We start from the raw sequence: 22785 nt of genomic DNA on the forward strand, positions 1-22785 counted from the left end.
AGGATCTTCGCCGGGGACGGGACGTTCATCGTCACCGTCCAGTTGCCCGCCCCGCTCACCGACACGTTCAGGTTGTACCGGTCGCCCCACTGCTGACCCGCCGACACGGTCGCGGTGCACCCGGTGCCTCCGCCGCCTCCGCCGCCGCCACCCGAACCGGCGTCACCCAGCGTGATGTTGGAGCTGCCGCTGCTCTGGTATCCCTCCGTGCCGAGGATCATGTAGTTGAAGGTGCCCAGACTCATTCCCGCGCGGGCCCAGGCGTCGAAGTGGTTGCCCGTGGTGATGGTTCCGCCGGTCCGCTTGGACTGCCGGACGCTCCAGTACTGGTTGAAGGTGCGGGTGCCCTCGATGGAGGGGGCGTTGTACCGCGTGGTCTGGTAGATGTCGTACGTGCCGCCGTCGCTGGTGACGGTGCCCTTGAACGTTCCGGTGGGCCGGTAGGTGCCCCAGTTGTCGACGATGTAGTACTCGACGAGCGGATTGGTCGACCATCCGTACAGCGCGAGGTAGGCGTTGCCGGACGGGTTGAAGGTGCCGGAGTAGGTCACGGCCCTGCGGCCGCCGGTGCTCCAGCCCTTGCCGGCGACGAAGTTGCCGGTGTTGCTCCAGGACGTTCCGTAGGTGCCGCCGGAGCCCAGGTTCATGGACACGGTGCCGGGGCTGTCGGTCCAGAACGAGTAGTAGTAGCCGTTGTCGGTCCCGGTCTGGTTGGTCGTGACGACGGTGTCGGCGTGGGCCGAGACCGGCAGCAGCATCGTCACGACGACGGCCAGGGCGACGGCCCAGGCGCTGCGGACGAGCGTGCGGAACCGCCCGCGACTGCGGCTCTGCGGATGGATGAACGCGGTCATGTGCGCGCCTCCTCCTTCGGGGGACGGGGAATGGCGAAAGTGTTGAACTGTCCCCGTCAACAGTCAACTGTTTCGGTAATCATTTCGAAACGTTCGGAGTCCTGGCCGGACCGTTCACAGAGCCGTTCGGGCAGACCAATGACTCTCACCAGGGGAGTCGTCGCGCGTGAGAGAGCCAGAAGGGTCAGGTTGGAGATCCACAGCGGGCTGTGGTTGTGTCCGAAACATTCGACGTGCTTCCGGACATTCTGTCCGAGGTGCTTTTCGGCCGGTCACGGTGGGGAACCCGGCCTCCGCACACATCACCCAGGACGGGGAGGTCCACGTGACGGACGAGCAGCGCAGGCAGCAGGACCCCACCACCCAGCACCCGCGACCCGATTTCTCCTCCCAGGAACAGCCCCATCCCGGGTGGACCGGGGCGATGGATCCGCCGCCCGACCACGGCGAGGAGTCCTACCGCGGTTCCGGCCGACTGGAGGGCCGCAAGGCGGTCATCACGGGCGGGGACTCCGGGATCGGGCGGGCGGTGGCCCTCGCCTTCGCCCGCGAAGGTGCCGACGTGCTGTTCACCCACCTCGCCGAGGAGGAGGACGAGGCGCGCGAGACGTCCCGGCTGGTCGAGGACGCAGGGCGCAAGGCTGTGGCCGTCTCCTGCGACATCCGTGAGGAGAGCCGGTGCCGGGCGCTGATCGACCGGGCGGTGGCCGAGTTCGGGTCGATCGACGTCCTCGTGAACAACGCGGCTTACCAGATGTCCCAGCCGGACGGCATCGAGGCGATCACCACCGAGCAGTTCGACCGGGTTCTGCGGACCAACCTCTACGGCATGTTCTGGCTCACGAAGTTCGCACTGCCGCACATGCGGGCGGGCGCCTGCGTCATCAACTCGACCTCCGTGCAGGCGTACAAGCCCAGTCCGCATCTGCTGGACTACGCGATGACGAAGGGCGCGATCGTCACCTTCACACAGGGGCTGGCGCAGATGGTCGCGGAGCGCGGCATCCGCGTCAACGCGGTCGCGCCGGGCCCGGTGTGGACGCCCCTGATCCCGGCGACGATGCCCGACACGGCCGAGTTCGGCAAGCAGAGCCCTCTGGGCCGTCCGGCGCAGCCGGCCGAACTGGCGCCCGCGTACGTCTATCTCGCCTCGCAGGAAGCCAGTTTCATCACCGCCGAGATCCTCAACGCGACCGGGGGGACACCGCTGCCCTAGCCGGCGGTGGGGCGGGCCGGCCATGCCGCTCGGGTCCGTCGGCGGCCGACGGACTCCAGCCGCCGGGCGCTCAGTCGCGCAACGCCATGTGCAGTCGGACGGTCGTCCCCTCCTCGGGGGTGGAACGGATCTCCACGAGGTCGCAGAGATGGTGGGCCAGCCACAGTCCGCGGCCGCCGACCTGCACCGCATCCGGTCCGGTCCGCCCCGCGAGGAGGTCGTCCAGATAGCCGCGGTCGCGGAACTCGCAGATCATGCGGTCCTCCTCGGCCCAGGCCCTGAGCACTCCCCGTCCGCCGCCGTGCTTGATGCTGTTTCCCGCGATCTCCGTGGCGGCGAGGGTCAGTTCCCTCAGCCGTGAGCCGCCCAGTCCGTGCCGCCGGGCGCACTCGGCGATCCTCCCGCGTACCGCGGCCAGGTCTCCGCGGGCGTAGTGCATCTCCTCGTACGGATCACAGGGCCGGTCGAGGGGTTCGAACGGGTAGGCCGCTTCCGCGTCATACCCGTCGCTCGGCTGCGAGCGGCCGTCCCGACGCACCTCGGGGTGGCAGCGCGTCATCGCCTTCAGGTCGGCGTACGCGCCGTCCGCGTCGTACGGGCACAGCAGCCACCAGGCCGGGCTCCGGGCGAAGGCCTTGTTGAGCAGCCACTCGTAGTACTGCAGTTCGCGTACCTCGGCACGACTGCCGGCAGCCTCCCAGGGCGACTCGCCGATGCCGCGCACGGGCCGGCCCTCGGCGGTGTGCACCGCGATCCACTGCTGCCAGGCCGCGATGAGGCGCCCGGGATGGTGGGCGACGGCGCCGGTGTCGACGAAGCGGACCGCCGACAGCTCGGGAAGTTCCGCGCGCAGCAGCGTCACCTTGTCGTGAGGAACCGCCACGACGACGGCCTCGTCGCCGTCGAGCGCCTCCTGGATGAAGCCAAGGGTGCCGTCGAGGAACTCCTGGTGCCCCCGGTACGGATACAGCTCGTGCCGGTATCCCGTAGGGGCGTCGGACTCTCGCGGAGAAGACATGCTCATGGCACCATCACCACCGGCACCTCCGGTACGGCGAATCCCGAGAGCCCCCAGCTCAGGCGCACGGTCTCGTTGGCGCCCTCGATGATCACCCTGCGCTCCGGCAGGAACCTGGCGGCGTCGGCCAAGGCGCTCATGCCCGCCGCGTCGAAGAACTCCAGGTCGTGACAGATCAGGCGGAGGGTCGCGGAATGGGCGACCATGCTTCGAAGTACCGCGCCGAACGCCGCGGCGCCTTCGGAATCGATCACCCCGCTCACCGTCCAACGGCCCTCTCCGGTTCTGAACACCCGGAACTCAGGCGCTGCGGGTCGACTGCCCACGTGATGCGGATGAACACATCTGACTTGGTCGAGCGTCGGCGGGTCCCATTCCCCGGACCGATACGTGCAGAGCACCATGGCACCGCTGTCCGCTGCGAACTCCTCCAGGTCCAGCTCGCTCTGCAGCATGGTGTCGGGCCGGGAACCACGGTGGTCGGCCGTCACATGTCGCAGGATCCGCAGGGCCCGGAAGCCCTCGCGCCCGGCGCTCGCGGCCTCCCGGCGCACCGCGGCCAGCAGGGAACCATCCAGGCGGGCCGGATCCAGGACCACGCGGGCCGCCGCGTCGGCCAGCTCCGGAGTGGGCCGGCGGTCCGAACCGACGATCACCAGCTTGTCACCGAAGAGCGCACCGTCGGCCACGAAGGCGCGGCTGCGCTCCACGACGTTCTCGGCCGGCTCCAGGAACTGGCAGACGTGGTCGCCGCTCTCCACGTCGTCCAGCGTCGCCAGGCTACGTGCCGCTCTCACCGACGCTCCCCTCGTTCACCCCTTCACCCTACTGGCCGCTCCCGAGCCCGCGGCGGATCCCCGGTCAGGTGCCGAGTGGGCACCAGCGAGGCGCGGAGGCGCCGGAGCACCGGTCCCGCACCGCCCGCGGGCCGTCCCGTGTCCATCCGGTCGGCCGTCAGGACCGGGAGGTCTGCGGTACCCGCGTACACCGTCCGCAAGCCGACCCGGACGGGCCCGACGCGTCCGGCGCCGATACCCGTACGGCGGTCTTCGGCCCGCACCGCGGCCGACCAGGTGGTCGGATCGGTGACGCGGCGAGGTTCACATGCCTGTCGCACCGGGTGCGGGGCATCAGGGCACCGAACACCCCTGACCTGAAGGAGCTGCACAGATGGCGAAGGACCTGACTCCCAAGTACACCGTTCCGGGCATCGAGCGTGAGACGGCCGGCCGTCTCATCGGCGTACTGCGCCTGCGGCTGCATGCCCTCAACGATCTGCACCTCACCCTCAAGCACGTGCACTGGAACGTCGTGGGCCCCCACTTCATCGCCGTGCACGAGATGATCGACCCGCAGGTCGACCGGGTCCGCGAGATGGCGGACGACGTGGCCGAGCGCATCGCGGCCCTGGGCGGCGTCGCGCAGGGCACTCCCGGGGCCCTGGTCGAGGAACGGACGTGGCAGGACTACTCCATCGGCCGGGACGGCGCGATCGCGCACCTCGCGGCCCTGGACCTGGTCTACACCGGCCTGCTCGAGAGCGTACGGGGCGCGATCAAGGAGGTCGGTGACCTCGATCCCGCCACCGAGGACCTGCTGATCGAGCAGTTGCGGGATCTGGAGCAGTTCCAGTGGTTCGTCCGTGCCCATCTCGAGAGCGCGAACGGCACACTGGCGACGGCCGACGCCGGTACCGAGCGGGAGGCCGCGGCGCGCGGCGCCGAACTGGACTGATCCCGGACGGCCGGGACCCGCTCGTACGCCCGCCCGATGAGGCGGCGGCACGCGCACACGACGTCGCGCCGCGCCGCCGCCCAGCCGGACGGTGAGATGCGCCGGACCGGACTTCTCGACCCGCGGCGCGGCCGCAGGTCGAGCTTGTGGGCCGAAAGGTGTGCTGTCGGCCGGGGCGGAGACCGCCGCAACGACGTCTCCGCCGACGGCTCGAGGTGGTCTGACACACGTCCGGTCCGTCACTCGATGGAGTATCCACCGATCTTCGCCCCCCGCGACCCGCCATGCTCTGAGTGCCTGCACGGCGACGGCACCGGGAGATGGGGGAAGCGACATGGCGTATACGACACCGCGTGGTCCTGGGCGGGAGGAGCAGGCCTTGTTGCTGGCCGCGGGTCTGGCGGACCTGGCGGTGCATGCGGTCGGCTCCGCCTTCGGGACGCTGCGCGGGCTGCTGCGCCGGTCCGACACGGCCGACCTGGCGCAGAGCGCTCAGCAGGAGCTCCAGGCCCGCGGCAGACTCGCCCTGGACCGGTACACGAACGTGCCTCCGGCCCACCTGGAGGTACTCGCCCGGCACAAGCTCGCCCGCGAGAAGACCGATTCCGGCGATGTCTGACGACTGGGACGCCGCCGCCTTCCGGTCCCGCGTCGATTCCGTCCTGCGCGCCTGGCTGGCCGAGGAGGCCGACCTGCTGCTGGCGGTCGACGACGAGCTGGAGCCGGTGGCCGAACGGCTGCGGGACGCCGCCGGACACGGCAAACGCCTGCGGGCCGCGTTCTGCTACTGGGGCTGGCGGGCGTCCGGACAGCCCGACAGCGACGCCCTCGTACGGGCCGCCGCCTCCATGGAACTCGTGCACGCCGCCGCGATCGTCCATGACGACCTCATCGACGACAGCCCCCTGCGCCACGGAGGGCCCACCGTCCACCTCGCCTTCGCCACGGCCCTGCGCGGACGCCCCGACGCCCGCCCGGCCGGCCGGTCCCTGGCCATGCTCGTGGGCGACCTCCTGATGTCCCTGGCCGGGCAGCTGTTCGTCACCAGCGGCCTGCCCGCCGCCTACCTCGGCCGCGCCCGCGGCCTGTGGGCGGCGCTCGCCCGCGACCTCGTCGCGGGCGAATGCCTGGAGATCCTGCGCACCGGCGGCCGCCCCGACACCGCCGCCTCCCTCCAGGTGATCCGCCACAAGACCGCCAAGTACACCGTGGAACAGCCCCTGTCGATCGGCGGACTGCTCGGCGGTGCCTCGCCCGCGCTGCGCGAGGGCCTGTCCGCCTACGGGCTGCCGCTGGGCGAGGCCTTTCAGCTCCGCGACGACCTGCTGGGCCTGTTCGGCGACCCGGAGCGCACCGGCAAGGCCGGCCTGGACGACCTGCGCACGCACCGGCCCACCGCCCTGCTCGCCGAGACGTGGAACGCCGCCGACCCGGCGCAACGCGAACGCCTGCGGGGTGTCCTCGGGCGGCGCGACCTGAACGACGGCCACCTGGACGACGTACGGGCGCTGATGCGTGAACTGGGGGCGCCGCGACGGATCGAGCGGATGATCCACACGCGGGTGGAGCAGGCCACGCGCGCCCTGGACGACGCTCCCGTGCCGCCGCGGGCGCGGCGCGTCCTCGACGACCTCGCGCACCGGGCCACCGACCGCCTCCACTGACGCCGATCCGCCCTGCCGCCCTGCCGAGGAGACCTCATGACCTTCACCGAGACGTCGATGGCCGCCCTGCGCGGCAGTGGCGACGAACTGGCCGACGCCGTCGTGGCCACCCTGTTCGAGCGGGGGGAGGTGGGCACCTTCAACACCCTGATGCGCTATGTCTCCACCGCCGGCCAGGAGTTGCCCGACGGACTGCCCGAGGTGGCCCGCGAGTACCTCCACGCCACGAGCACGCCGCCGCACTGGGTGGACTGGGCGGAGATGGAGAAGGCCCGGCTGTTCTTCATCGACAACAACGTGCACATCTCCACGGCGCTGTCCTTCGCGTCCATGCCCGCCTGCTACCTCGTCCCGCACGTGGCCCAGCTCCTGTCCGCCACCCACGGACTGAGCTATCCGTCCAAGCGGATGGCGGAGACCGGCCAGTTCACCGTTCTCCTGATGCGCCCCGATGCCTTCGAGGCCGGCAGCCGGTTCATCCCCGCCGCGCAGAAGGTGCGGCTGCTGCACGCCTCCATCCGGCACCACCTGACGCGCGAGAACCGCTGGGACGCGCGGACGCTCGGGGTGCCGATCTGCCAGGAGGACATGATCGGCGGGCAGATGTTCTTCTCCCTGCTCGTCCTGGACTCCCTGCACCGCCTCGGCATCCACCTGTCCGAGGAGGGCGCGGAGGCGTACTTCTACGCCTGGCGCGTCGTCGGCGCCATGCTCGGCGTCGACCAGGACACCGTGCCCCGGTCCCTGCCGGAGGCCCGCCAGTTCCTCGACCTCTACATGACGCGTCACATGGGTCCGTCCGCCGAGGGCGCGCACCTCACGAGACAGCTCATCGACCTGTACGAGGACGTCGTCCCCGGCACCCTCTTCGACCCGGTCGTGTCCGCCCTGATCCGCTACCTCGTCGGCGACACCTGCGCCGACTGGCTCCAGGTCCCCCGCACCGCCTGGGACACCCTCGTGCGGGCCGTCCCCCACCTCCTGGGTGTCCTGGAGTCGATCGAGGACCGCTCACCGATGGGCGGCTGGGCCCTGGACCGCCTGGGCCACCTCACCACCGTCCTGGAGCTGTCCTCCCTGACCCGCGGCCGCGTCATGCACTACGCCATCCCCGAGCAGCTGAAGAAGGAGTACGGCGTCCCGGAAGGGCCGGCCGGGACGGGTCGCTGGACACCGCCGCCCGCCACCGTCTCCTGACCGCCCTCCGCAAGCCGGGGCGGGGGGGGCCGGGCAAGGAGGGGGCGGGGCGGTGCAGACCTCCCCAGGTGCACCGCCCCGCACCACACGAACCACGTGTGCCCGGGAAACGGCGCGGCACACCCCGCCGGACGTGCCTTGCTCCACGTCGACGCGGTGGACCTCGCCTCGCACGCCACGGTCGACCTCGCCTCGCACGCCACGGTCGGCCTCGCCGCGCTCGGCGCGGACACGCTGGTGTGCTCGCCGTACAAGTTCCTCGGGCCGCACCTGGGCGTCCTGACCGGCCGGGCGGGCCCTGCTGGAGTCGCTGCGCCCGGACGAGCTGCTGCCCTCCACCGACGCCGTGCCCGAGCGCTTCGAGCCGGGCACGCTGCCGTACGAGCTGCCGGCCGGGGTGCGGGCCGGGGTGCGGGCCGTGGTGGACTACCTCGCCGGGTTCGTGTCGGGGACGGGGAGCGACAGCCGCCGGGCGCGGCTGATCACGTCCTTCGCGGCGATCGAGGCGCACGAGGACGCGCTGCGCGAGCGCCTGGAGGCCGGGCTGTGGGAGACCGGCGGGGTGACGTTGTACTCACGGGCCGCCCGGCGCGCGCCGACCCTGCTGTTCACGGTGGCCGGTCACGGCCCGGCGGACGTCTCCCGGTATCTCGCCGGGCACGGGGTGGAAGCGCCGGCCGGTTCGTTCTACGCGCTGGAGGCGTCCCGCCACCTCGGGCTCGGGGACGGGGGCGGCGTACGGGTCGGGCTGGCGCCGTACAGCTCCGCCGAGGACGTCGACCGGCTCCTGGAGTCGCTCGCCGTCCTTGGACGAGACTTCCGCGGGGACGTGCCGAGCGTCCCGGATCGGCGTAGCGTCCTTGATGACAGTCGCGGCATGTCCTGCGGGGGCATGGCGCGCCGGGCGTGGAGCCGACAGCCGCCCGCGAGGCTCCCCCGCGACGCTGGAGGTGCCTCGTGACCGACACGGGTGATCCGGCCGTCGACGGAGACGGCCTGGACGCCGCGTTCGCCGAGACCGTACGCCGCACCGGCGCGTCGGTCGGCGCCCTCTACCTGCTCTCCACCGACGAGCAGGTGCTCTGTCTGGACGTGCTGAGCGGGGCGCCCGCCGAGCTGGCCGAACCGTGGGCGCGAGTGCCGGTGGCGGCTCCGGCGCCGGTGGCCGTCGCGGTCCGCGAGGAGCGCATGGTGTGGGTGGGCAGCCAGAGCGAGATGGCCCGCTCCTATCCCCGCACCGCGATGGCCCTCCCCTATCCGCTGGCGCTGGCCGCCGCGCCGGTCATCGGCGTCCGCCCCTGGGGAGCCCTGCTGCTGATGTGGCCGGCCACCCGTCCGCCGTACATGACGGGGCGTGAGCAGGGGAACATCGCCTCCAGCTGCCGGCGGCTGGCGCGGCTGATCGAGGAGGCCGTCGAGCGCGGCAGGCCGCCGGCCGGCGATGCCCTGCCACGGGTCCTGCCCGCCGGAGCCGGGCGCCGGGACGCCGGACCGGCGATGGCGGCGGCCGACTTCGTCGAACGGCTGCCCGGCGGGAGCTGCGCCCTCGACCTGGCGGGCCGCTTCACCTACCTCAGCTCCGGAGCCTGCACCCTGCTCGGGCGCGATGCGGGCGAGCTGCTGGGCACGCTGCCCTGGCAGTCCCTGCGCTGGCTCGACGACCCCGCCTACGAGGACCGGTACCGCTCCACGGTGCTCAGCCGCGAGCCCGTGTCCTTCACCGCCTGCCGGCCACCTGGCCAGTGGCTGGAGTTCCACCTGTACCCGGACGCCAGCGGCATCAGCGTCCGGATCGTTCCCAGCGGTGCACAGGCCCTGCTGCCGGTGGCCGCGCCCCGCCAGGTCGTGAGCGCTGCCGCGCCGTCCCGGATCGGGCAGCTGTACCAGCTCACGCATCTGGCCGCCGCGCTCACCGAGGTCGTCGGCGTCCAGGACGTCGTCGATCTGATCGCCGACCAGATCATGCCCGCCTTCGGCGCCCAGGGGCTGGTGCTGTCCACCGCCGAGGCGGGCCGGCTGCGGATCATCGGGTACCGCGGCTACTCGCCGCGGACCATCGAGCGCCTCGACGCGCTCCCGCTGGACACGGGGTTCACCCCGGCGGGGCACACCCTGGACAGTGGCATCCCGGGCTTCTTCTCGGACCGGGAGGAGATGCGGCGCATCTACCCCGAGGCCCCGCAGATCAGCGGCAAGCATGCCTGGGCCTTCCTCCCGCTGATCGTCTCGGGCCGCCCGGTCGGCATCTGCGTCCTGTCCTACGAGCATCCGCACGACTTCCCCGCCGCGGAACGCGCCGTCCTGACCTCGCTCGCCGGTCTCATCGCCCAGGCCCTGGACCGCGCCCGGCTGTACGACACCAAGCACGACCTCGCGCACGCCCTCCAGCAGGCGCTGCTGCCGCGCACGCTGCCCGCGATCGACGGACTGCGGGTCGCCGCCCGCTATCTGCCCGCCACCCGCGGCATGGACATCGGCGGGGACTTCTACGACCTGATCCGCCTCGACGACACCGCCGCGGCGGCGGTCATCGGTGACGTCCAGGGGCACAACGTCGCCGCCGCCGCGCTGATGGGGCAGGTCCGCACGGGTGTGCACGCCCACGCCACCTTCGGCACCACCCCGGACCGGGTCCTCGCCGGAACCAACCGGCTCCTCACGGACCTTGGCCTGGACCTGTTCACCAGCTGCCTCTACGCCCGCGTCGACTTCGCCGGGCGACGGGTCGCGCTGGCCAGCGCCGGCCATCCGCCGCCGCTGCTGCGGCTGCCGGGGCGCCCCGCCCGGCCGCTCGACATGCCGCCAGGGCCGCTCCTGGGGATCGACCCCGACGCCGAGTTCCCGGTCACGGAGATCCCGCTCGTACCGGGGCTGATGCTCGCCTTCTACACGGACGGGCTCATCGAGACGCCGGGCGTCGACCTCGACGACTCCATGAACCAGCTCGCCGAGGAGCTCGACCGCGCCGAGGACGGGGACCTGGACGCGCTCGTCGACACCCTGCTGCGGACGTCCGGTACGGCCGGGAAGCGCACCGACGACGTGGCCCTGCTGGTCATCCAGTACACGGACCGCTGAGCGGTCGAATCTTCCGGGTCTCATGGAGAACCGGTCAGAACAGGCGTTCCTGCTCGTGGCCGGTGGCATCGCGTCGGCGGGGCCGGGCGGCCGGGGGACGCCGGGCGGGCACCTCGTCGCCGAAGAGGGGCACCGTCCCGCACTCGTCCGGCTCGGCCGGGACTGCGGCGCCGCCGGTGCGGACGTTCAGCCGCAGCGGTGCGTCCCGGTCGAAGTCCCCCGGTGTCATGGCCGTCCACGCGCACCCCGGCTCCTCACTCACGCACCGCTCCCCTCCCCGGCTCCGCCGACCGGACGCCCCGGTACACATCCTGCCCGACCGGTCCGGCGCCGAGGTGCGCGCGGGCCGGGCCCGGTGGAGTCTGAGAAACGTGCCGCGCAAGGACGTACGGGGGAAGCAGGGGGCCGGGGAGGCCGGGGGCGAGGTGGAGGCGGCGCTCGACGAGCTGTACAGCACCCCGCCCGCCGGATTCGTCTCCCGGCGTGAGGAGCTGGCCCTGCGGGCCCGCACGGACGGGCGTGCGGAGGACGCCCGCCGTATCCACGCCGCCCGCCGGCCCTCCCTGGCGGCCTGGACGGCGAACCTGCTGCGGCGCTCCCTGCCGCAGGAGAGCCGACGGTTCCTGGAACTCGGCGAGGCGCTGCGCGAGGCGTACGGCGCGCTGGACCGGGCCGGGATCAAGGAGCTGTCCGTGCAGCGCCGCAGTGTCGTCGCGGCGCTGTCCGGGCAGGCCGCGCAGCTCGCCGCGGAGGCCGGGCAACGGTTGTCGGCCTCGGTGCGGCAGGAGGTCGAGGCGACGCTCCAGGCGGTGCTGGCCGACCCGGCCGCCGCCGAGCAGTGGGCCGCCGGTCGGCTGGAGACCGCCCTCACCCCGCCGTCGGACCTGCTCCCCGGCAGCGCCCCGCCGGGCAAGGCGGCCCGTACGGCACCCGCGCGACCGGCGACGCGCGCCCCGGCGAAGGACGAACTCGCCGAGCGGCGCCGCGAACGCGAGCGGCAGCTCGCACGGGCCAGAGAGGCGGCGGAGGCGGCCGAGGAGCGGCTGCGCGAGCGCCGTACGGAGTCGGCGGAAGCCGACAGCGAGTCGGGGCGGGCGGGCGAGCGTCTTGACCGGGCGGAGGAGGCGGTGGCCGCCGCGGAACGGCACCTGCACGCCGCGCGGGAGGAGCTCCAGCTCTCCCGGCAGGAGCGGCGGGCGGCCGAGGAGCGGCAGCGGGCGGCCGCCGACGCGCTCGCCCGCGCGGAGCGGGAGGCACGCGAGGCCGCCCGGGAGGCCGAGCGGGCCGAACGGCGCGGTCGCCGCTGAGCGGGGGCGGCGGCCGGGGCCTCGCCCCCTAAGCGTCGTCGCCCGTCGCGCCGAGGTCGACGTTCCAGGTGCGGTCGCCCGCCGCCCTGGCCCGGATCGGTGCGGGGGTGTCCGGCGACTCGGCGTCGAAGTCCGAGGTGAGGGTGTGGGTGACGATGCCGCTGGTCCACGCCGGGGCGTCGCGGTTGAAGGTGCCGGTGTTCCGGGCCACCTTCCAGCGGAAGCTGACGCTGTAGGAGGCCAGCCAGTATCCGGCGGTCAGCTTGGACGTGGTGGAGAAGCCCGGATCGTCGTTGAAGGTGATCGCGTTCCGGTCGCTGACGATGACGGCGTTGCTGTACGGCGGCTTGTACGGCCCGTCCTGCTGCCAGGCTCGCTCGCTGGGGACGCCCTCGGTGCTCCGGGCGGGGATGATCTGGACGTTGCTGTCGGTGACCTCCTGCCAGAAGTGGTAGTTGCTGGCCGGGGACAGCGGGGCGCCGTCGGGATTGTGCAGTGCCGCCGCCTGGGTGAAGCCGATGCTCTGGTCGGCGTCGAGGCGCTGGGTCGCCGGGCCGTCGTAGGCCGAGGTGAAGGTGAGGGTCGGCTTGTCGAGGTCGAAGACCTTCTTGCTGCCTCGGGTGGCGCGGCGGGGCGGCGGGCTGTCGCCGCGTTCGAGGCCGGCCGCGTCCCGGTCGCGTTTGGGGGGCATCCGCTGGACGGTGGTCCCGGCCGGCCCGGAGGCCTGCCAGGGCTGCCGTACCCGGCCGACCGCGCGGGCGACGGCGGCATTGCCCGCGGTCCGCTGGAGCGCCGCCGCGCTCTCGGGGGTGAGGCCCGCCGTGCCGGGGCGCGCCGCGTGTCCGACGGACGCGTGCGGCACGGGGAGGGGGGCGGGGCGTGCGGTCTTCGTGGGTTCCTCGTGCGCGTGCACCGTTCTCCCGTCCGAGCTGCTTGCGGTGGTGGCCCTCGGCCGTCCCGGAGGGCGCCGCACGGCTATCCGACCGAACCTAGTCGGGGCCGGGGAAGGCCCACAACCACCGGCGGGGGCAAGGTTGTCGGGACCGGAGGGCAATCGGGGTGCCCCGCAGGACGCGCCCGGCTCAGGCGCGGACCGGCGGCTGCCACTCGAGCAGAAGGATCGTGGCGTCGTCGCGGAGGCGCCCGGTCTGCGTGCCGAGGATGGAGTGGATGAGGCGCCGCAGGGTCTCGGACGCGAGTTCTCCGGCGGCCGTCGCACGGATGACGTAGTCGGCGAACCGTTCGAGGCCGAAGAGGCTGCCGTCGGGTGTCCGGGCCTCGATGACGCCGTCGGTGTAGAGCAGGACCCGGTCCCCCGGTTGCAGGGCGCACTCGTGGGTCTGGCGCGACCGTCCGGCGAGCAGGGACGGAAGGCCCATGGGCGGCTCCGGTTCGCGTTCCAGCGCGTCGACCATCAGTTGCTGGTCGCGGATGAGCAGCGGGGCGGGATGCCCGCAGTTGCTCCACCGCAGCATGCCGGAGGCGAGGTCCAGCTGTGCCAGTACGGCGGTGCAGAACTGGTCGGGCAGCCAGTCGGCGAGGGCCTGGTCCACACTGTCCACCAGCTCGGGGAGATCGGCGCCGGTGCGCCGGGCGTTGCGGCACGCGGCGAGGGAGACGGCGCTGGTCAGCCCGGAGGCGAGGTCGTGCCCCATGGCGTCGACGACGGTGGCGTGCAGCGTCGTGTCGGTGAGGCAGTGGTCGAAGGCGTCGCCGCCGAGGTCGTACGCGGGTTCCAGGACCGCCGTGGAGACGACGTGGCCGTTGCCGATCGTGCGGGGCGGCAGGAAGGCCCGCAGCAGTTCGGCCGGCAGTCGCATCGGCTCGGTGCGGGTCCGGCGCGCGAAGGAGTCCTTGTACGCCCGCTTGGACGTGATCATCATGCCGAGGAGGGCGACGAGGGCCCTGCCGCTGGTGAGGGACGCCGCGGTGAGAGCGGGGGTGTACACGGCGAGGACGCCCAGGCGTTCGGCCCCGTCCAGCAGCGGGAACCACGCGGTCACCCCGCCCGTGCCGGACTCCTCGACCCGCAGCGACTGCGTGCGGTACGTCCAGCCTGCCAGCGATTCGTCGATGGGCAGGATCGAAGCCACGTCGGTGAGCGGGACGAGGCAGCGCTGTTGCAGGTCGGCGAGGTAGACGACGGCGTGCGTGAGGCCGAGCGCCTTGGCGCAGCGGGCGACGGCGGCGGACAGCTCCAGGGTGGAGTTGACGGGGTCGGCGAGAAAGTCCCGCAGGTGCTCGTCGCTGGCCTCGGCCGACATGATGTCCTCACCCACCGCATGCTCGGGTCGATCGTCTTCGCCGCAAGTCTCACACCGCGCACCGGCCTCCGCAGTTCGGCGAGCGGCGGGACGCGCCTACCCGACGATGTCGGCCAGGTGCGGCACCACGCGGGTCAGCCGGAACACGCCCCACACGATCAGGAGGACTCCCGCGGCCTCGGGGACGAGCCACCAGCCGGTGCGGACGTGCTCGTCGAAGAGGGTGACGCCGAGCAGGAGGCTCACGGTGGCGTCGCCGATGGTCAGCGCGGGTTGCGAGGCGACCAGCGGGCCGGTCTGGAGGGCGTTCTCCAGCAGTAGGAGTGCGCAGACGCCGGCGAGCGCGAAGCCGTACGTCTGCCAGGCGGTCAGGAAGGCGGGGAGGCCTGCGTCGGCGAGGCGGCCGGTGGCGGACTTCATCAGGGCGGCGGTCAGGGCGTTGCCGATCGCGGCGGCCGTCGCCAGCGCCGCCGCCCGGAAGAGGGGTGAGCGGGTGGGGCGGGCGACAGCGACCGCGGCGGCCATCGCGCCCAGGCAGAGCGTCAGCACCGGGATCCAGTGCGTCATGGGCGCCTGGTCGCGGGCGCCGGAGGGAGCCGCCGCCAGCAGGACCAGGGCCAGGCCGGCCACCAGTGCCGCGACCGCCCGCCAGCCGTCGGCGGACAGGCGGCGGTGCAGCAGGGGCACGGCCAGCAGCAGTGCGAAGGGAAGCTCCAGGATGAAGATCGGCTGGACGAGGGCCAGGGGTCCGTTGACCAGGGCGAGGGCCTGGAAGATCGCGGCACCGACGACACCGACGACACCGACGACCCACGCGGGCCGCCTCACCAGGGCGCGCAACAGTCGTAGGCCGCCGCCGCGGGGCACGGTGGCGGCGGCCTTTCTCTGGAACGCCGTCCCCACGGCGTTGCTGGCGGCACCGAGAACGGCGAACAGGACGGCGAGCACGGTCATGTGATCACCATGCCGCGGTCGGCGGGCGGGGCGTGGGAGGCGGATATTGAGAGGAGGGTGTTCCCGTCCCGGGCGGGACGCCGACGGCCGGACACGGAGCGGGAGAGACGGTGGACGCGTCGAGAGAGCCGAGCGGGTCGTCCGCGGCGGGCGGGGAGGGCCGTACGGCCTCGCCGCTGCGCTGGTCGGTCGTCGTGTTCTGGCTCGTCTTCGTCACGGTGGTGCTGGCGGTCATCGGGGTGTTCCTGGGCCGCGAGACCAGGCTCGCCCCGTTTCTCGTGGTGCTGCCCGCGCTGATCGCCGGACGGGGCAGTGTGCGCCAGACCGCGGTCGCCTCCGCCTGGGTGACGGTGATGATCGCCGCCGCCCTGTTCGACACCGCGGAGGACACGATCGGCGCCGCGACGGCCACCGTCGTCTTCGCGGTCTTCTTCAACGGGCTCAGCGTCGCGCGGGCTGCCCAGCGGGTCCGCAGCGAGCACGAGATCGCCCGGCTGCGGTCCGCCGCGGCAGCGCTCCAGCGGCAGTTGCTGCGCCCGTTCCCGCTGATGACGGACCAGCTCATCGTGCACGGCCTCTACCAGCCGGTGGAGGAGGACAGCCGGGTGGGCGGCGACGTGTACGAGGTCGTGTCCTCTCCGTACGGCAGCCGGGTCTTCATAGCCGACGTCCAGGGCAAGGGGCTGCCCGCCATCAGCGCGGCCTTCTCGGTGCTCAGCGCCTTCCGTGAGGCAGCCGTCGCCGAGCCCACCCTGACCGCCGTCGTCGACGCCCTGGAGGACGCGGTGCTGCGGCACAACTCCTTCGCGGCACAGGCCGGCGAGAGCGAGCGGTTCGTGACGGCGCTGGTCCTCGGCATCGGCCCCGACACGGAGGTCCAGGCGATCAACTGCGGGCATGTCGCCCCACTGATGCTGCACGGTGACCGGGACGGTCCGGTGCTGAAGGACGAGCCGTGGGTTCCGCTGGGTCTCGACGCGCTCTCCCCGGAGCCCCGTAAGGTCGAGTGGTTCGCCTTCCCGCAGGGCAGCACGCTGCTGCTGTGCACCGACGGGGTCACCGAGGCACGGGATCCCGCGGGGACGTTCTACCCACTGGAGGAGCGCGCCGCGGCCTGGGACGACGTCCGCCCCGGCGACCTGCCGGCGACGGTCTACCGCGACCTGCGACGCCACGCGGCGGGCCCACCCGGCGACGACACGGCCCTGATGGTGCTGCGGAGACGGCCGCTCGGTGAGGTCGGTTGACGAGCCCCCGCCGTGCTCCCCGGCGGCCGGGACCGCCGCCGTCGCCCGACCGCGCGCCGCTCACACCGGTCAGCGACCACATGCCCGGTATGCGTAGAGTGGTATGTCCCGCGGCCTCACGCCATTCCTTTCCGGAGCCCTCATGCCCGCCCCGTCCGTCGCCCCGGACGGCGGGTCCGACGCACTGTTCGGACTCGACGCCCTTCAGCCACCCCCGTCCCCCGCCGGTCCGTCGTTCCGCGACTCCGACACGGCCCGTCGCCTGCTGCCCGTGCGGGAGATCCACGCCGAACCGGCGGCCGCCGCCTCGGCGCGCGGCCGCCAGATCATCGCCCGCTTCCCCGAGGCCCGGCTGGTCGAGGTCGACTCCCACTGGCGCGTTCCCGGACTGCACGGCAATGAGGGGAACGTCGAACGGTGGGTGCGCGTCAAGGGCGAGACACTCGTGCTGGGCGAGCGGAAGACGCTCGGCACACGCCCCAACGGGCGTTCGGCGGACTGGATCGCCCCCGGCCCCTCCAACGGCTGCGCCCTGGCGTGCGCCTACTGCTATGTGCCGCGCCGCAAGGGCTACGCCAACCCCATCACCGTGTTCACCAACATCGACCGGATCATCGCCCACCTCGGCCGGCACGTCGCGCGGCAGGGTCCCAAACAGCAGCCCAACCAGTGCGATCCGACGGCGTGGGTGTACGATATCGGGGAGAACGGCGACTGCTCGGTCGACGCCCTCGTCTGCGACAACACCGCCGACCTGGTGCGTGCCTTCCGCCACTGGCCGACGGCCAAGGCGTCCTTCGCGACGAAGTTCGTCAATCCCGACCTGCTCGCGCTGGAGCCGCGCGGGCGGACCCGGATCCGCTTCTCCCTGATGCCCGAGACCGACGCCCGTCTCCTGGACGTACGCACCTCACCGGTCGCCGCCCGTGTCGCCGCCGCGGCCGACTTCCTGGACGCCGGTTACGAGGTGCACTTCAACTTCTCCCCCGTCGTCCTGCGGCCGGGCTGGCGGGAGGCCTGGGGCGACCTGCTGCGACATCTGGACGACGTCCTGCCCGAGCGGGTCAAGCGGCAAGCGGCCGCCGAGGTGATCATGCTCACCCACAACCGGGAGCTGCACGAGGTGAACCTGGGCTGGCATCCCCGTGCCGAGCAGGTGCTGTGGCAGCCGGATCTCCAGCAGGCGAAACGTTCCGAGAACGGCGCGTCGAACGTCCGCTACCGCAACGCGATCAAGGCCGATGCGCTGAGCGCCCTGCGGGAGCTGGTCGGCGTCCACGCTCCGTGGCTGCGCATCCGCTACGCCTTCTGAACCGTTCCCGGCCCCGCACGCTCCGCAGGGGCCGGCCGGACGGGGTCAGGACAAGGGCCGGTCGGCCCGGCCTCCGGCCCCGAGCGGACCCGTGGGGCGGAGGGGCTGCTCCGCCTCCAGCCGCGGCAGTTCGCGACGGGACACGCGCAGCACCACAGGTGGCAGCGCGGTCCGGGCGAGCTGCGCGAAGCGCAGCCAGGCGGGCACGTAGACGGCGGTGCTGCGGCGTTCGACGGCGCGGGCGAGGGTCTCGGCGACGGTCTCGACGGGGTGGACCCGCCGGGCGGGCGGCGGCATGTGCGCGCGCAGCTCCCGCAGGACGGCGTGCTGGTCGCCGTCCCGGATCATGTCGGTGTCGATCCAGTTCAGATAGGCGATGCCGACCGCGACACCACGGTGCGCCTCCTCCGCCCCCAGTGCGTGCGCGAAGGCCTCCACACCGGCCTTGGCGGCGCAGTAGGCGCTCATCAGCGGGGCTGCGCCGAGGGAGGCCAGGGAGGCGATCTGGAGGTAGTAGCCCGCCGTCTCCCGCAGGTCGGGCAGGAACGTGTGGGCCGTGAGGGCGCTGCCGGTGAGGTTCACGTCGACGACGCGGCGCCAGGAGGCCATGTCCTCCGTTGAGAAGAGGCCGCCCTGGGCGATGCCGGCGTTGGCGACGACGGCCGACGGTGGGCCCAGTCGGGTGCGGACGGTCTCGGCGGCCTCCCGGAGGGCCCCTTCGTCGGTGACGTCGGTCTCGACGGCGAGGGCCGGGGTGGGCAGCGAGGCGGCGACGGCCTCCAGGGCGGTGCGCTCGTGGCCGAGCAGGGCCAGGCGGGCGCCGCGCCGGGCGAGGGCATGGGCCTGGGCGGCGCCCACCCCCCGGGCGGCGCCCGTGACGACGACGGTGCGGTTCTCCAGAGGGCTGTGCGCCTGCGCCATGCCTGGCTCCGATCGTCGGTCGGCTCCGTCGAGCTCAGGTGGGCCGGGCGTGGCCGGCGCGGTCCCGGTGGGTGAGGGCGCGCTGGAGGCCCGCCAGTCCTGGCGCCCGGTACCGGCGCAGCGCCGCGCGGGCCGCGTTGGCGCCCGGCGCGCCGTGCACGCCGCCACCCGGGTGGGCGCTCGCGGAGGCGAGGAACAGGCCGCGCAGCGGTGTCTCCGGCCGTCCGGTGCCGGGCAGCGGACGGAAGACGAGCTGCTGGTGGATGCCCGCGGTGCCGCCGTTGATGGCGCCCGCGCGGAGGTTGCCGTCGAGTGCCTGGAGGGTGGGCGGGGCGAGGACGCGGCGGGCGCGGATCAGCGCCCGGAAGCCGGGCGCGAACCGTTCGACCTGGCGTTCCACCCGGTCGGCCATGACTTCCTGCTCGTTGTGGTCCCATGCGCCGGTGAGGCCCTCGCCGCCCGCGTCGGAGGCGACCTCGTGCGGCACGTGGGTGTAGGCCCAGGCGGACTCGGTGCCGTGCGGCGAGCGGGACGCGTCGGCCGTCGTCATCTGGCCGAACAGGCAGAACGGGCGGTCGGGGATCTGCCGCATCGCGATCTGGGCGGCGAAGCGGGTGAGTTCGTCGAGGCCGTCGGCCAGGTGGACGGTGCCGGCCCGCGCGGCCGGTTCGGCCCGCCAGGGCACGGGGCCGTCGAGGGCCCAGTCGACCTTGAAGGTGGCGAAGTCCCACTCGAACCGCTTGAGATCGGCCAGGAGCTGGGACGGAAGGTGCTCGGGCTCGACCAGTTCGCCGTAGAGGGCGGGGACGGACACGTCCGCGAGGACGGCGCGGCGGGCGGTGAGCGTCCCGCCGTCGGCGGTGCGCACCCCGACCGCGCGTCCGTCGCGGACGACGACCCGGTCCACGCGCTGCCCGCAGCGCAGGGTGCCGCCGCGCGAGCGCAGCCGGCGGACCAGCGCGTCGGTGAGGGCGCCGGCACCGCCGGCCGGCACGGGGAAGCCGTACGTCTGTCCGAGCATGGACATCAGCCAGCCGAAGCCGCCGCTGCCGGCGGCTTCCGGGGCGAGGTCGGCGTGCAGCGCGTTCCCGGCGAGAAGGAGCCTGCCCCCCTCGCCGCCGAACTCCTCGGCGCCCATGCGGCGCACCGGCAGCAGGAGGGTGCGGGCCAGCCGCAGTCCGCCCGCCGCGCGCAGCCGGACGGCGAGCCGCCCGGTGGCCTTCACGGGCGGGAAGGGGGTGAACAGGGCGTCGACGATGTCGGGGCGCAGCCGTTCCCAGATCTCGTGCAGCCGACGCCAGGCCGCGCCGTCCCCGTCGTGGAAGGCGTCGAGGGAGGCGGCGGTGGTGTCGATCCGCCGGTCCAGGACCGCGCACCTGCCGTCGCTCAGCGGATGTGCGAGGACGTGGGGTGCGTGACTCCACCGCAGTCCGTGGTCCTCCAGGTGCAGGGCCGACACCACCGGGGAGGCGGCGGCCAGCGGGTAGAAGGAGCTGAAGAGGTCGTTGACGAAGTCCGGGTCCACCCCCCGGTCGTGACGCACCGCTCCGCCGGGTCCGGGCTGCTCCTCGAGAACCTCCACGCTCCAGCCGGCGTCGGCCAGCAGATTCGCGGCCACCAGGCCGTTCGGGCCGGCCCCGATCACCACGGCATCAGGCATCGGCGCCGCCGTGCGCCCGGACCGCCACCGGGCCCGGTCCGACGTCCTCGGCCCCGCCCTCGCACACCCCGGCCAGCCGGGCGAGCATCGTCCGGTGACGGAGCTGGATCAGCGCCTCCACGCCCGCGTTGTGCAGGGTTCCGCCCACCCCTTGCAGGGGATGCTCGTCCACGATCACCAGGCAGTGCTCGCCCCAGGGCCGCAGCTCGATGGCGACCCTCGCGGTGCCGAGCGCGCCCGCCCTCGCCTCCAGTTCCAGGGCGACGCCCTCCTCACAGCGCCGTACGACGGTCTCGTTGGTCAGCCGGACGGGCCCGATCCGGACCTCGTAGCCGATCTCCGCGCCGACCTGGGGCCACTGGCCCCGTACCGGGTGGGACTCCGCCGTGCCCACCACCCAGTCCGCGTACCGGTCGCCGTCCGCCAGGACGGCCCAGACACGCTGCGGGGATGTCTTGATCAGTCGATGCCGGACCGCCACGACGACCTCCTGTGCTCGCCTTTCGCTCACCGCCAAGTGCCCCTGTCGCCGATGGCGAACCGGGTGACGACGAACAATTTCCGATACGGCCGTGAAGCCCGCGGTCTCAGCCTTCGCCGGGCAGCTCCCACGGGCGGAGGCCGGTACCGGAGTCCCACGCGCGCAGTCCCTCGGCGTCCACGCACAGGATTCCGCACTGCGTCGCGTACTCGGTGGCGGGTGCCGTGAAGTCGCCGGTGGTGACGACCACGGCGACGTCGGCCTCGTGGACGGTGAAGCAGGTGCCGCCGAAACGCTGCAGATCCTGGGAGCCGACCTTGTGGCCGTCCCCGTAACGCTTGCACTGGAGGACGAGTCGGCGTCCGTCCGGTGCCACAGCGGTGACGTCGGCGCCGAGGTCCCCGGCGCCGCCCACGACTTCGACGTCCGTGCAGCCGTCGCGGGCACACAGGCCGGCTATCGCCTGTTCGAACTCGTCCGGCCCCAGGGACTCGTAGTCCGTGACGTCCGTGACGGCGGCCGTCTCGACGACGAGTGTCTCCTCCACGCTGTCGGCGACGGGCGTCCGGGCCGGGTCGACAACAGCCGCCGGGACGACGTCGACCGGCGTCTCGCCGAGTGCGTCGACCGCTGTCTCGGCCGCTTCCTCGAGGGCCTCGGTGGCGCACCGGACGAGTCTGCGCGCCGACCACCGGCGTCGGCCCCGACAGCAGGCGACGGTGAGGGCGAAGCCGACGACGAGCAGGGTCACGGCCCACGCGGGACGGCGTTCCGCCGCAGCCGCGGCGGTGCGGGCGACCAGTCCTGCGAGAGTCAGGAGGAGGGCGAGAAGAAGGAAGAAGAGGGCCGTCGTCCGCAGGTCGAAGCGACGGCGGCGGCGCACACGGCGGAGCGGGCGGGTGGGTGCGGTCACGGTGGTGGTTCCTCCCAAGCGGCCTTCGACGAAGATCACTTGGGGCGTGTGCCCCGGCTGGGGCGGTTCATCGTGACCGATTGCCCAGGCGTCAACGAGGTCGATCGGATGCGTTCCTCCCCGGCTCCGCGCGGTGGGCCCGGTCCTGCCGGGGTACGTCCCACCGCGCGTGCGCGGCGTCAGATGCGGCCGCCGGTGAGCCGGGTGATCGGGCCGTGGGTGAGACGGCCGGAGCGGCGGCCCGCCGCGTACGACGCGGCCGTCAGCGCGGTCACGCCCGCGCCGACCCCGGCGGCGACCAGCTTGCGGTGGGCGATCACCGTCCAGGCCGTCCTGGCCGTGGTGGCAACCTGCCCGCCGGCCGTTTTGGCGGTGGCCGCGACCTGTCCGGTGGCGGACTTGGCCGTGGCCGCGACCTGTTCGGTGGCGGACTTGGCCGTGGCCGCCACCTGCCCGGTCTTCGCGACAAGAGCCTGGCGGCCCGCCTCCACGCCGCGGGCCGCGCCGTGCGCCGTGTCGCCGATCTTCTCAGCGGAACGCTCGGCCTTGGAACCGGCGGCCGACGCGGTGTCACCCGCCTTGTCGGCGGCGCCCTTCGCCGCCCCTGCGGCGGGCGCGGTCGCCTTGTCGGCCGCGCGACGGGCCTTGGACGCGGTCGCGCGCTTGGCGGCGCGCTCTTCGTTCGTTTCCGTGTTCGGTTCAGTCATGGACTTCGCGTTGCCGCTCGCTCGGGCCGCAAACCCCCGCGGCGCACGCCTGTCATCTACGGTGACGTGAGGGGGCGTTGGGACGGATCGGCACCTGCGGGAGTGCGGCGCGCCGAGGTCGGGGCGTCGGTCCGACGACAGCGACTCCCCACGCGGCCCTTCGCGCACGATAGTTGTTCCGCCCGAAGGTGCCTGCCCTTCACCCGTACGCCCCTTGGCCGTTCGCCCGCACCACCAAGATCATCGGTGTTTTGTCAT

Annotated in this window: 21 protein-coding genes and 1 pseudogene; 10 read left to right on the forward strand and 12 right to left on the reverse strand. The window is 73.1% G+C overall.

Annotated features, from left to right (window positions below):
* On the reverse strand, positions 1-854 hold an 854-nt coding region (locus ACFWJX_RS09740; protein ID WP_383239410.1), incomplete at its 3' end, for a glycoside hydrolase family 11 protein.
* A gap of 325 nt (positions 855-1179) precedes the next feature.
* Between ACFWJX_RS09740 and ACFWJX_RS09745 the strand changes: the two genes are divergently transcribed.
* Positions 1180-2070 (forward strand): SDR family oxidoreductase, encoded by an 891-nt coding sequence (locus ACFWJX_RS09745; RefSeq protein ID WP_383239413.1) that lies wholly within the window; start codon positions 1180-1182, stop codon positions 2068-2070.
* A gap of 70 nt (positions 2071-2140) precedes the next feature.
* Here ACFWJX_RS09745 and ACFWJX_RS09750 read toward each other — a convergent pair whose 3' ends face one another.
* Together ACFWJX_RS09750 and ACFWJX_RS09755 are read right to left on the reverse strand one after the other, a co-directional pair.
* The gene (locus ACFWJX_RS09750; protein WP_383239416.1) at positions 2141-3094 is read right to left on the reverse strand and encodes an anti-sigma factor RsbA family regulatory protein; all 954 of its coding nucleotides are present in this window, start codon (positions 3092-3094) and stop codon (positions 2141-2143) included.
* Complete coding sequence (locus tag ACFWJX_RS09755) at positions 3091-3849, reverse strand: MEDS domain-containing protein (RefSeq protein WP_383239419.1); 759 nt, start codon at positions 3847-3849, stop codon at positions 3091-3093. The genes ACFWJX_RS09750 and ACFWJX_RS09755 overlap by 4 nt, the downstream gene beginning before the upstream one ends.
* Before the next feature lie 409 nt (positions 3850-4258).
* Here ACFWJX_RS09755 and ACFWJX_RS09760 point away from each other — a divergent pair, with 409 nt between their 5' ends.
* The 6 genes and pseudogenes from ACFWJX_RS09760 (at position 4259) to ACFWJX_RS09785 (ending at position 10761) form a co-directional block, all read left to right on the forward strand.
* Positions 4259-4822 carry a Dps family protein gene (locus ACFWJX_RS09760; protein ID WP_383239422.1) on the forward strand — a complete coding sequence of 188 codons (564 nt, stop codon included), beginning with the start codon at positions 4259-4261 and terminating at the stop codon, positions 4820-4822.
* A gap of 334 nt (positions 4823-5156) precedes the next feature.
* On the forward strand, positions 5157-5441 hold the full coding sequence (locus ACFWJX_RS09765; RefSeq protein ID WP_383239425.1) for a polyprenyl synthetase: 285 nt from the start codon (positions 5157-5159) through the stop codon (positions 5439-5441).
* Positions 5434-6486: a polyprenyl synthetase family protein gene (locus ACFWJX_RS09770; RefSeq protein ID WP_383239427.1), complete on the forward strand. Its 1053-nt coding sequence runs from the start codon at positions 5434-5436 to the stop codon at positions 6484-6486. The genes ACFWJX_RS09765 and ACFWJX_RS09770 overlap by 8 nt, the downstream gene beginning before the upstream one ends.
* 36 nt (positions 6487-6522) lie before the next feature.
* Positions 6523-7683, forward strand: coding sequence for an oxygenase MpaB family protein (locus ACFWJX_RS09775; protein ID WP_383239430.1), 1161 nt, complete (start codon positions 6523-6525; stop codon positions 7681-7683).
* Positions 7684-7803: 120 nt separating this feature from the next.
* Positions 7804-8497 (forward strand): annotated as a pseudogene (locus tag ACFWJX_RS09780) (aminotransferase class V-fold PLP-dependent enzyme); the annotation flags it as partial.
* 143 nt (positions 8498-8640) lie between these two features.
* Entirely contained in the window at positions 8641-10761 is a 2121-nt protein-coding gene (locus ACFWJX_RS09785) for a SpoIIE family protein phosphatase (protein ID WP_383239433.1), read from the forward strand.
* Between the two features lie 34 nt (positions 10762-10795).
* Here ACFWJX_RS09785 and ACFWJX_RS09790 read toward each other — a convergent pair whose 3' ends face one another.
* Positions 10796-11023 (reverse strand): hypothetical protein, encoded by a 228-nt coding sequence (locus tag ACFWJX_RS09790; protein ID WP_383239436.1) that lies wholly within the window; start codon positions 11021-11023, stop codon positions 10796-10798.
* 109 nt (positions 11024-11132) lie between these two features.
* Here ACFWJX_RS09790 and ACFWJX_RS09795 point away from each other — a divergent pair, with 109 nt between their 5' ends.
* The gene (locus ACFWJX_RS09795; protein WP_383239439.1) at positions 11133-12068 is read left to right on the forward strand and encodes a hypothetical protein; all 936 of its coding nucleotides are present in this window, start codon (positions 11133-11135) and stop codon (positions 12066-12068) included.
* 28 nt (positions 12069-12096) lie between these two features.
* On the opposite strand, the gene ACFWJX_RS09800 is transcribed toward ACFWJX_RS09795, so the two are convergent.
* The 3 genes from ACFWJX_RS09800 to ACFWJX_RS09810 form a co-directional block, all read right to left on the reverse strand.
* On the reverse strand, positions 12097-12981 hold the full coding sequence (locus tag ACFWJX_RS09800; protein WP_383239441.1) for a hypothetical protein: 885 nt from the start codon (positions 12979-12981) through the stop codon (positions 12097-12099).
* A gap of 169 nt (positions 12982-13150) precedes the next feature.
* The gene (locus ACFWJX_RS09805; RefSeq protein ID WP_383239707.1) at positions 13151-14332 is read right to left on the reverse strand and encodes a PP2C family protein-serine/threonine phosphatase; all 1182 of its coding nucleotides are present in this window, start codon (positions 14330-14332) and stop codon (positions 13151-13153) included.
* A gap of 96 nt (positions 14333-14428) precedes the next feature.
* Positions 14429-15286 carry a DMT family transporter gene (locus ACFWJX_RS09810; RefSeq protein WP_383239444.1) on the reverse strand — a complete coding sequence of 286 codons (858 nt, stop codon included), beginning with the start codon at positions 15284-15286 and terminating at the stop codon, positions 14429-14431.
* A 110-nt stretch (positions 15287-15396) separates the two neighbouring features.
* Here ACFWJX_RS09810 and ACFWJX_RS09815 point away from each other — a divergent pair, with 110 nt between their 5' ends.
* Together ACFWJX_RS09815 and ACFWJX_RS09820 are read left to right on the forward strand one after the other, a co-directional pair.
* Positions 15397-16533, forward strand: a complete 1137-nt coding sequence (locus ACFWJX_RS09815; protein WP_383239447.1) for a PP2C family protein-serine/threonine phosphatase — start codon at positions 15397-15399, stop codon at positions 16531-16533.
* A gap of 142 nt (positions 16534-16675) precedes the next feature.
* Positions 16676-17845, forward strand: a complete 1170-nt coding sequence (locus ACFWJX_RS09820) for a spore photoproduct lyase family protein (RefSeq protein ID WP_383239449.1) — start codon at positions 16676-16678, stop codon at positions 17843-17845.
* A gap of 45 nt (positions 17846-17890) precedes the next feature.
* On the opposite strand, the gene ACFWJX_RS09825 is transcribed toward ACFWJX_RS09820, so the two are convergent.
* The 5 genes from ACFWJX_RS09825 to ACFWJX_RS09845 all read right to left on the reverse strand — a co-directional run bounded on the left by ACFWJX_RS09825 (position 17891) and on the right by ACFWJX_RS09845 (position 22527).
* On the reverse strand, positions 17891-18766 hold the full coding sequence (locus ACFWJX_RS09825; RefSeq protein ID WP_383239452.1) for an SDR family oxidoreductase: 876 nt from the start codon (positions 18764-18766) through the stop codon (positions 17891-17893).
* 34 nt (positions 18767-18800) lie between these two features.
* A complete protein-coding gene (locus ACFWJX_RS09830; RefSeq protein WP_383239455.1) occupies positions 18801-20426 on the reverse strand; it encodes a phytoene desaturase family protein in 1626 nt (541 codons plus the stop codon).
* Complete coding sequence (locus ACFWJX_RS09835; RefSeq protein WP_383239458.1) at positions 20419-20907, reverse strand: SRPBCC family protein; 489 nt, start codon at positions 20905-20907, stop codon at positions 20419-20421. Before ACFWJX_RS09835 ends, ACFWJX_RS09830 begins: the two co-directional genes overlap by 8 nt.
* A 106-nt stretch (positions 20908-21013) precedes the next feature.
* Positions 21014-21820 carry a restriction endonuclease gene (locus tag ACFWJX_RS09840; protein ID WP_383239461.1) on the reverse strand — a complete coding sequence of 269 codons (807 nt, stop codon included), beginning with the start codon at positions 21818-21820 and terminating at the stop codon, positions 21014-21016.
* A 179-nt stretch (positions 21821-21999) separates the two neighbouring features.
* Entirely contained in the window at positions 22000-22527 is a 528-nt protein-coding gene (locus ACFWJX_RS09845) for a hypothetical protein (RefSeq protein WP_383239463.1), read from the reverse strand.
* Positions 22528-22785 lie beyond the last annotated feature (258 nt).

The organism is Streptomyces sp. NPDC058335 (assembly GCF_042723915.1).
Taxonomy (GTDB): Bacteria; Actinomycetota; Actinomycetes; order Streptomycetales; family Streptomycetaceae; genus Streptomyces.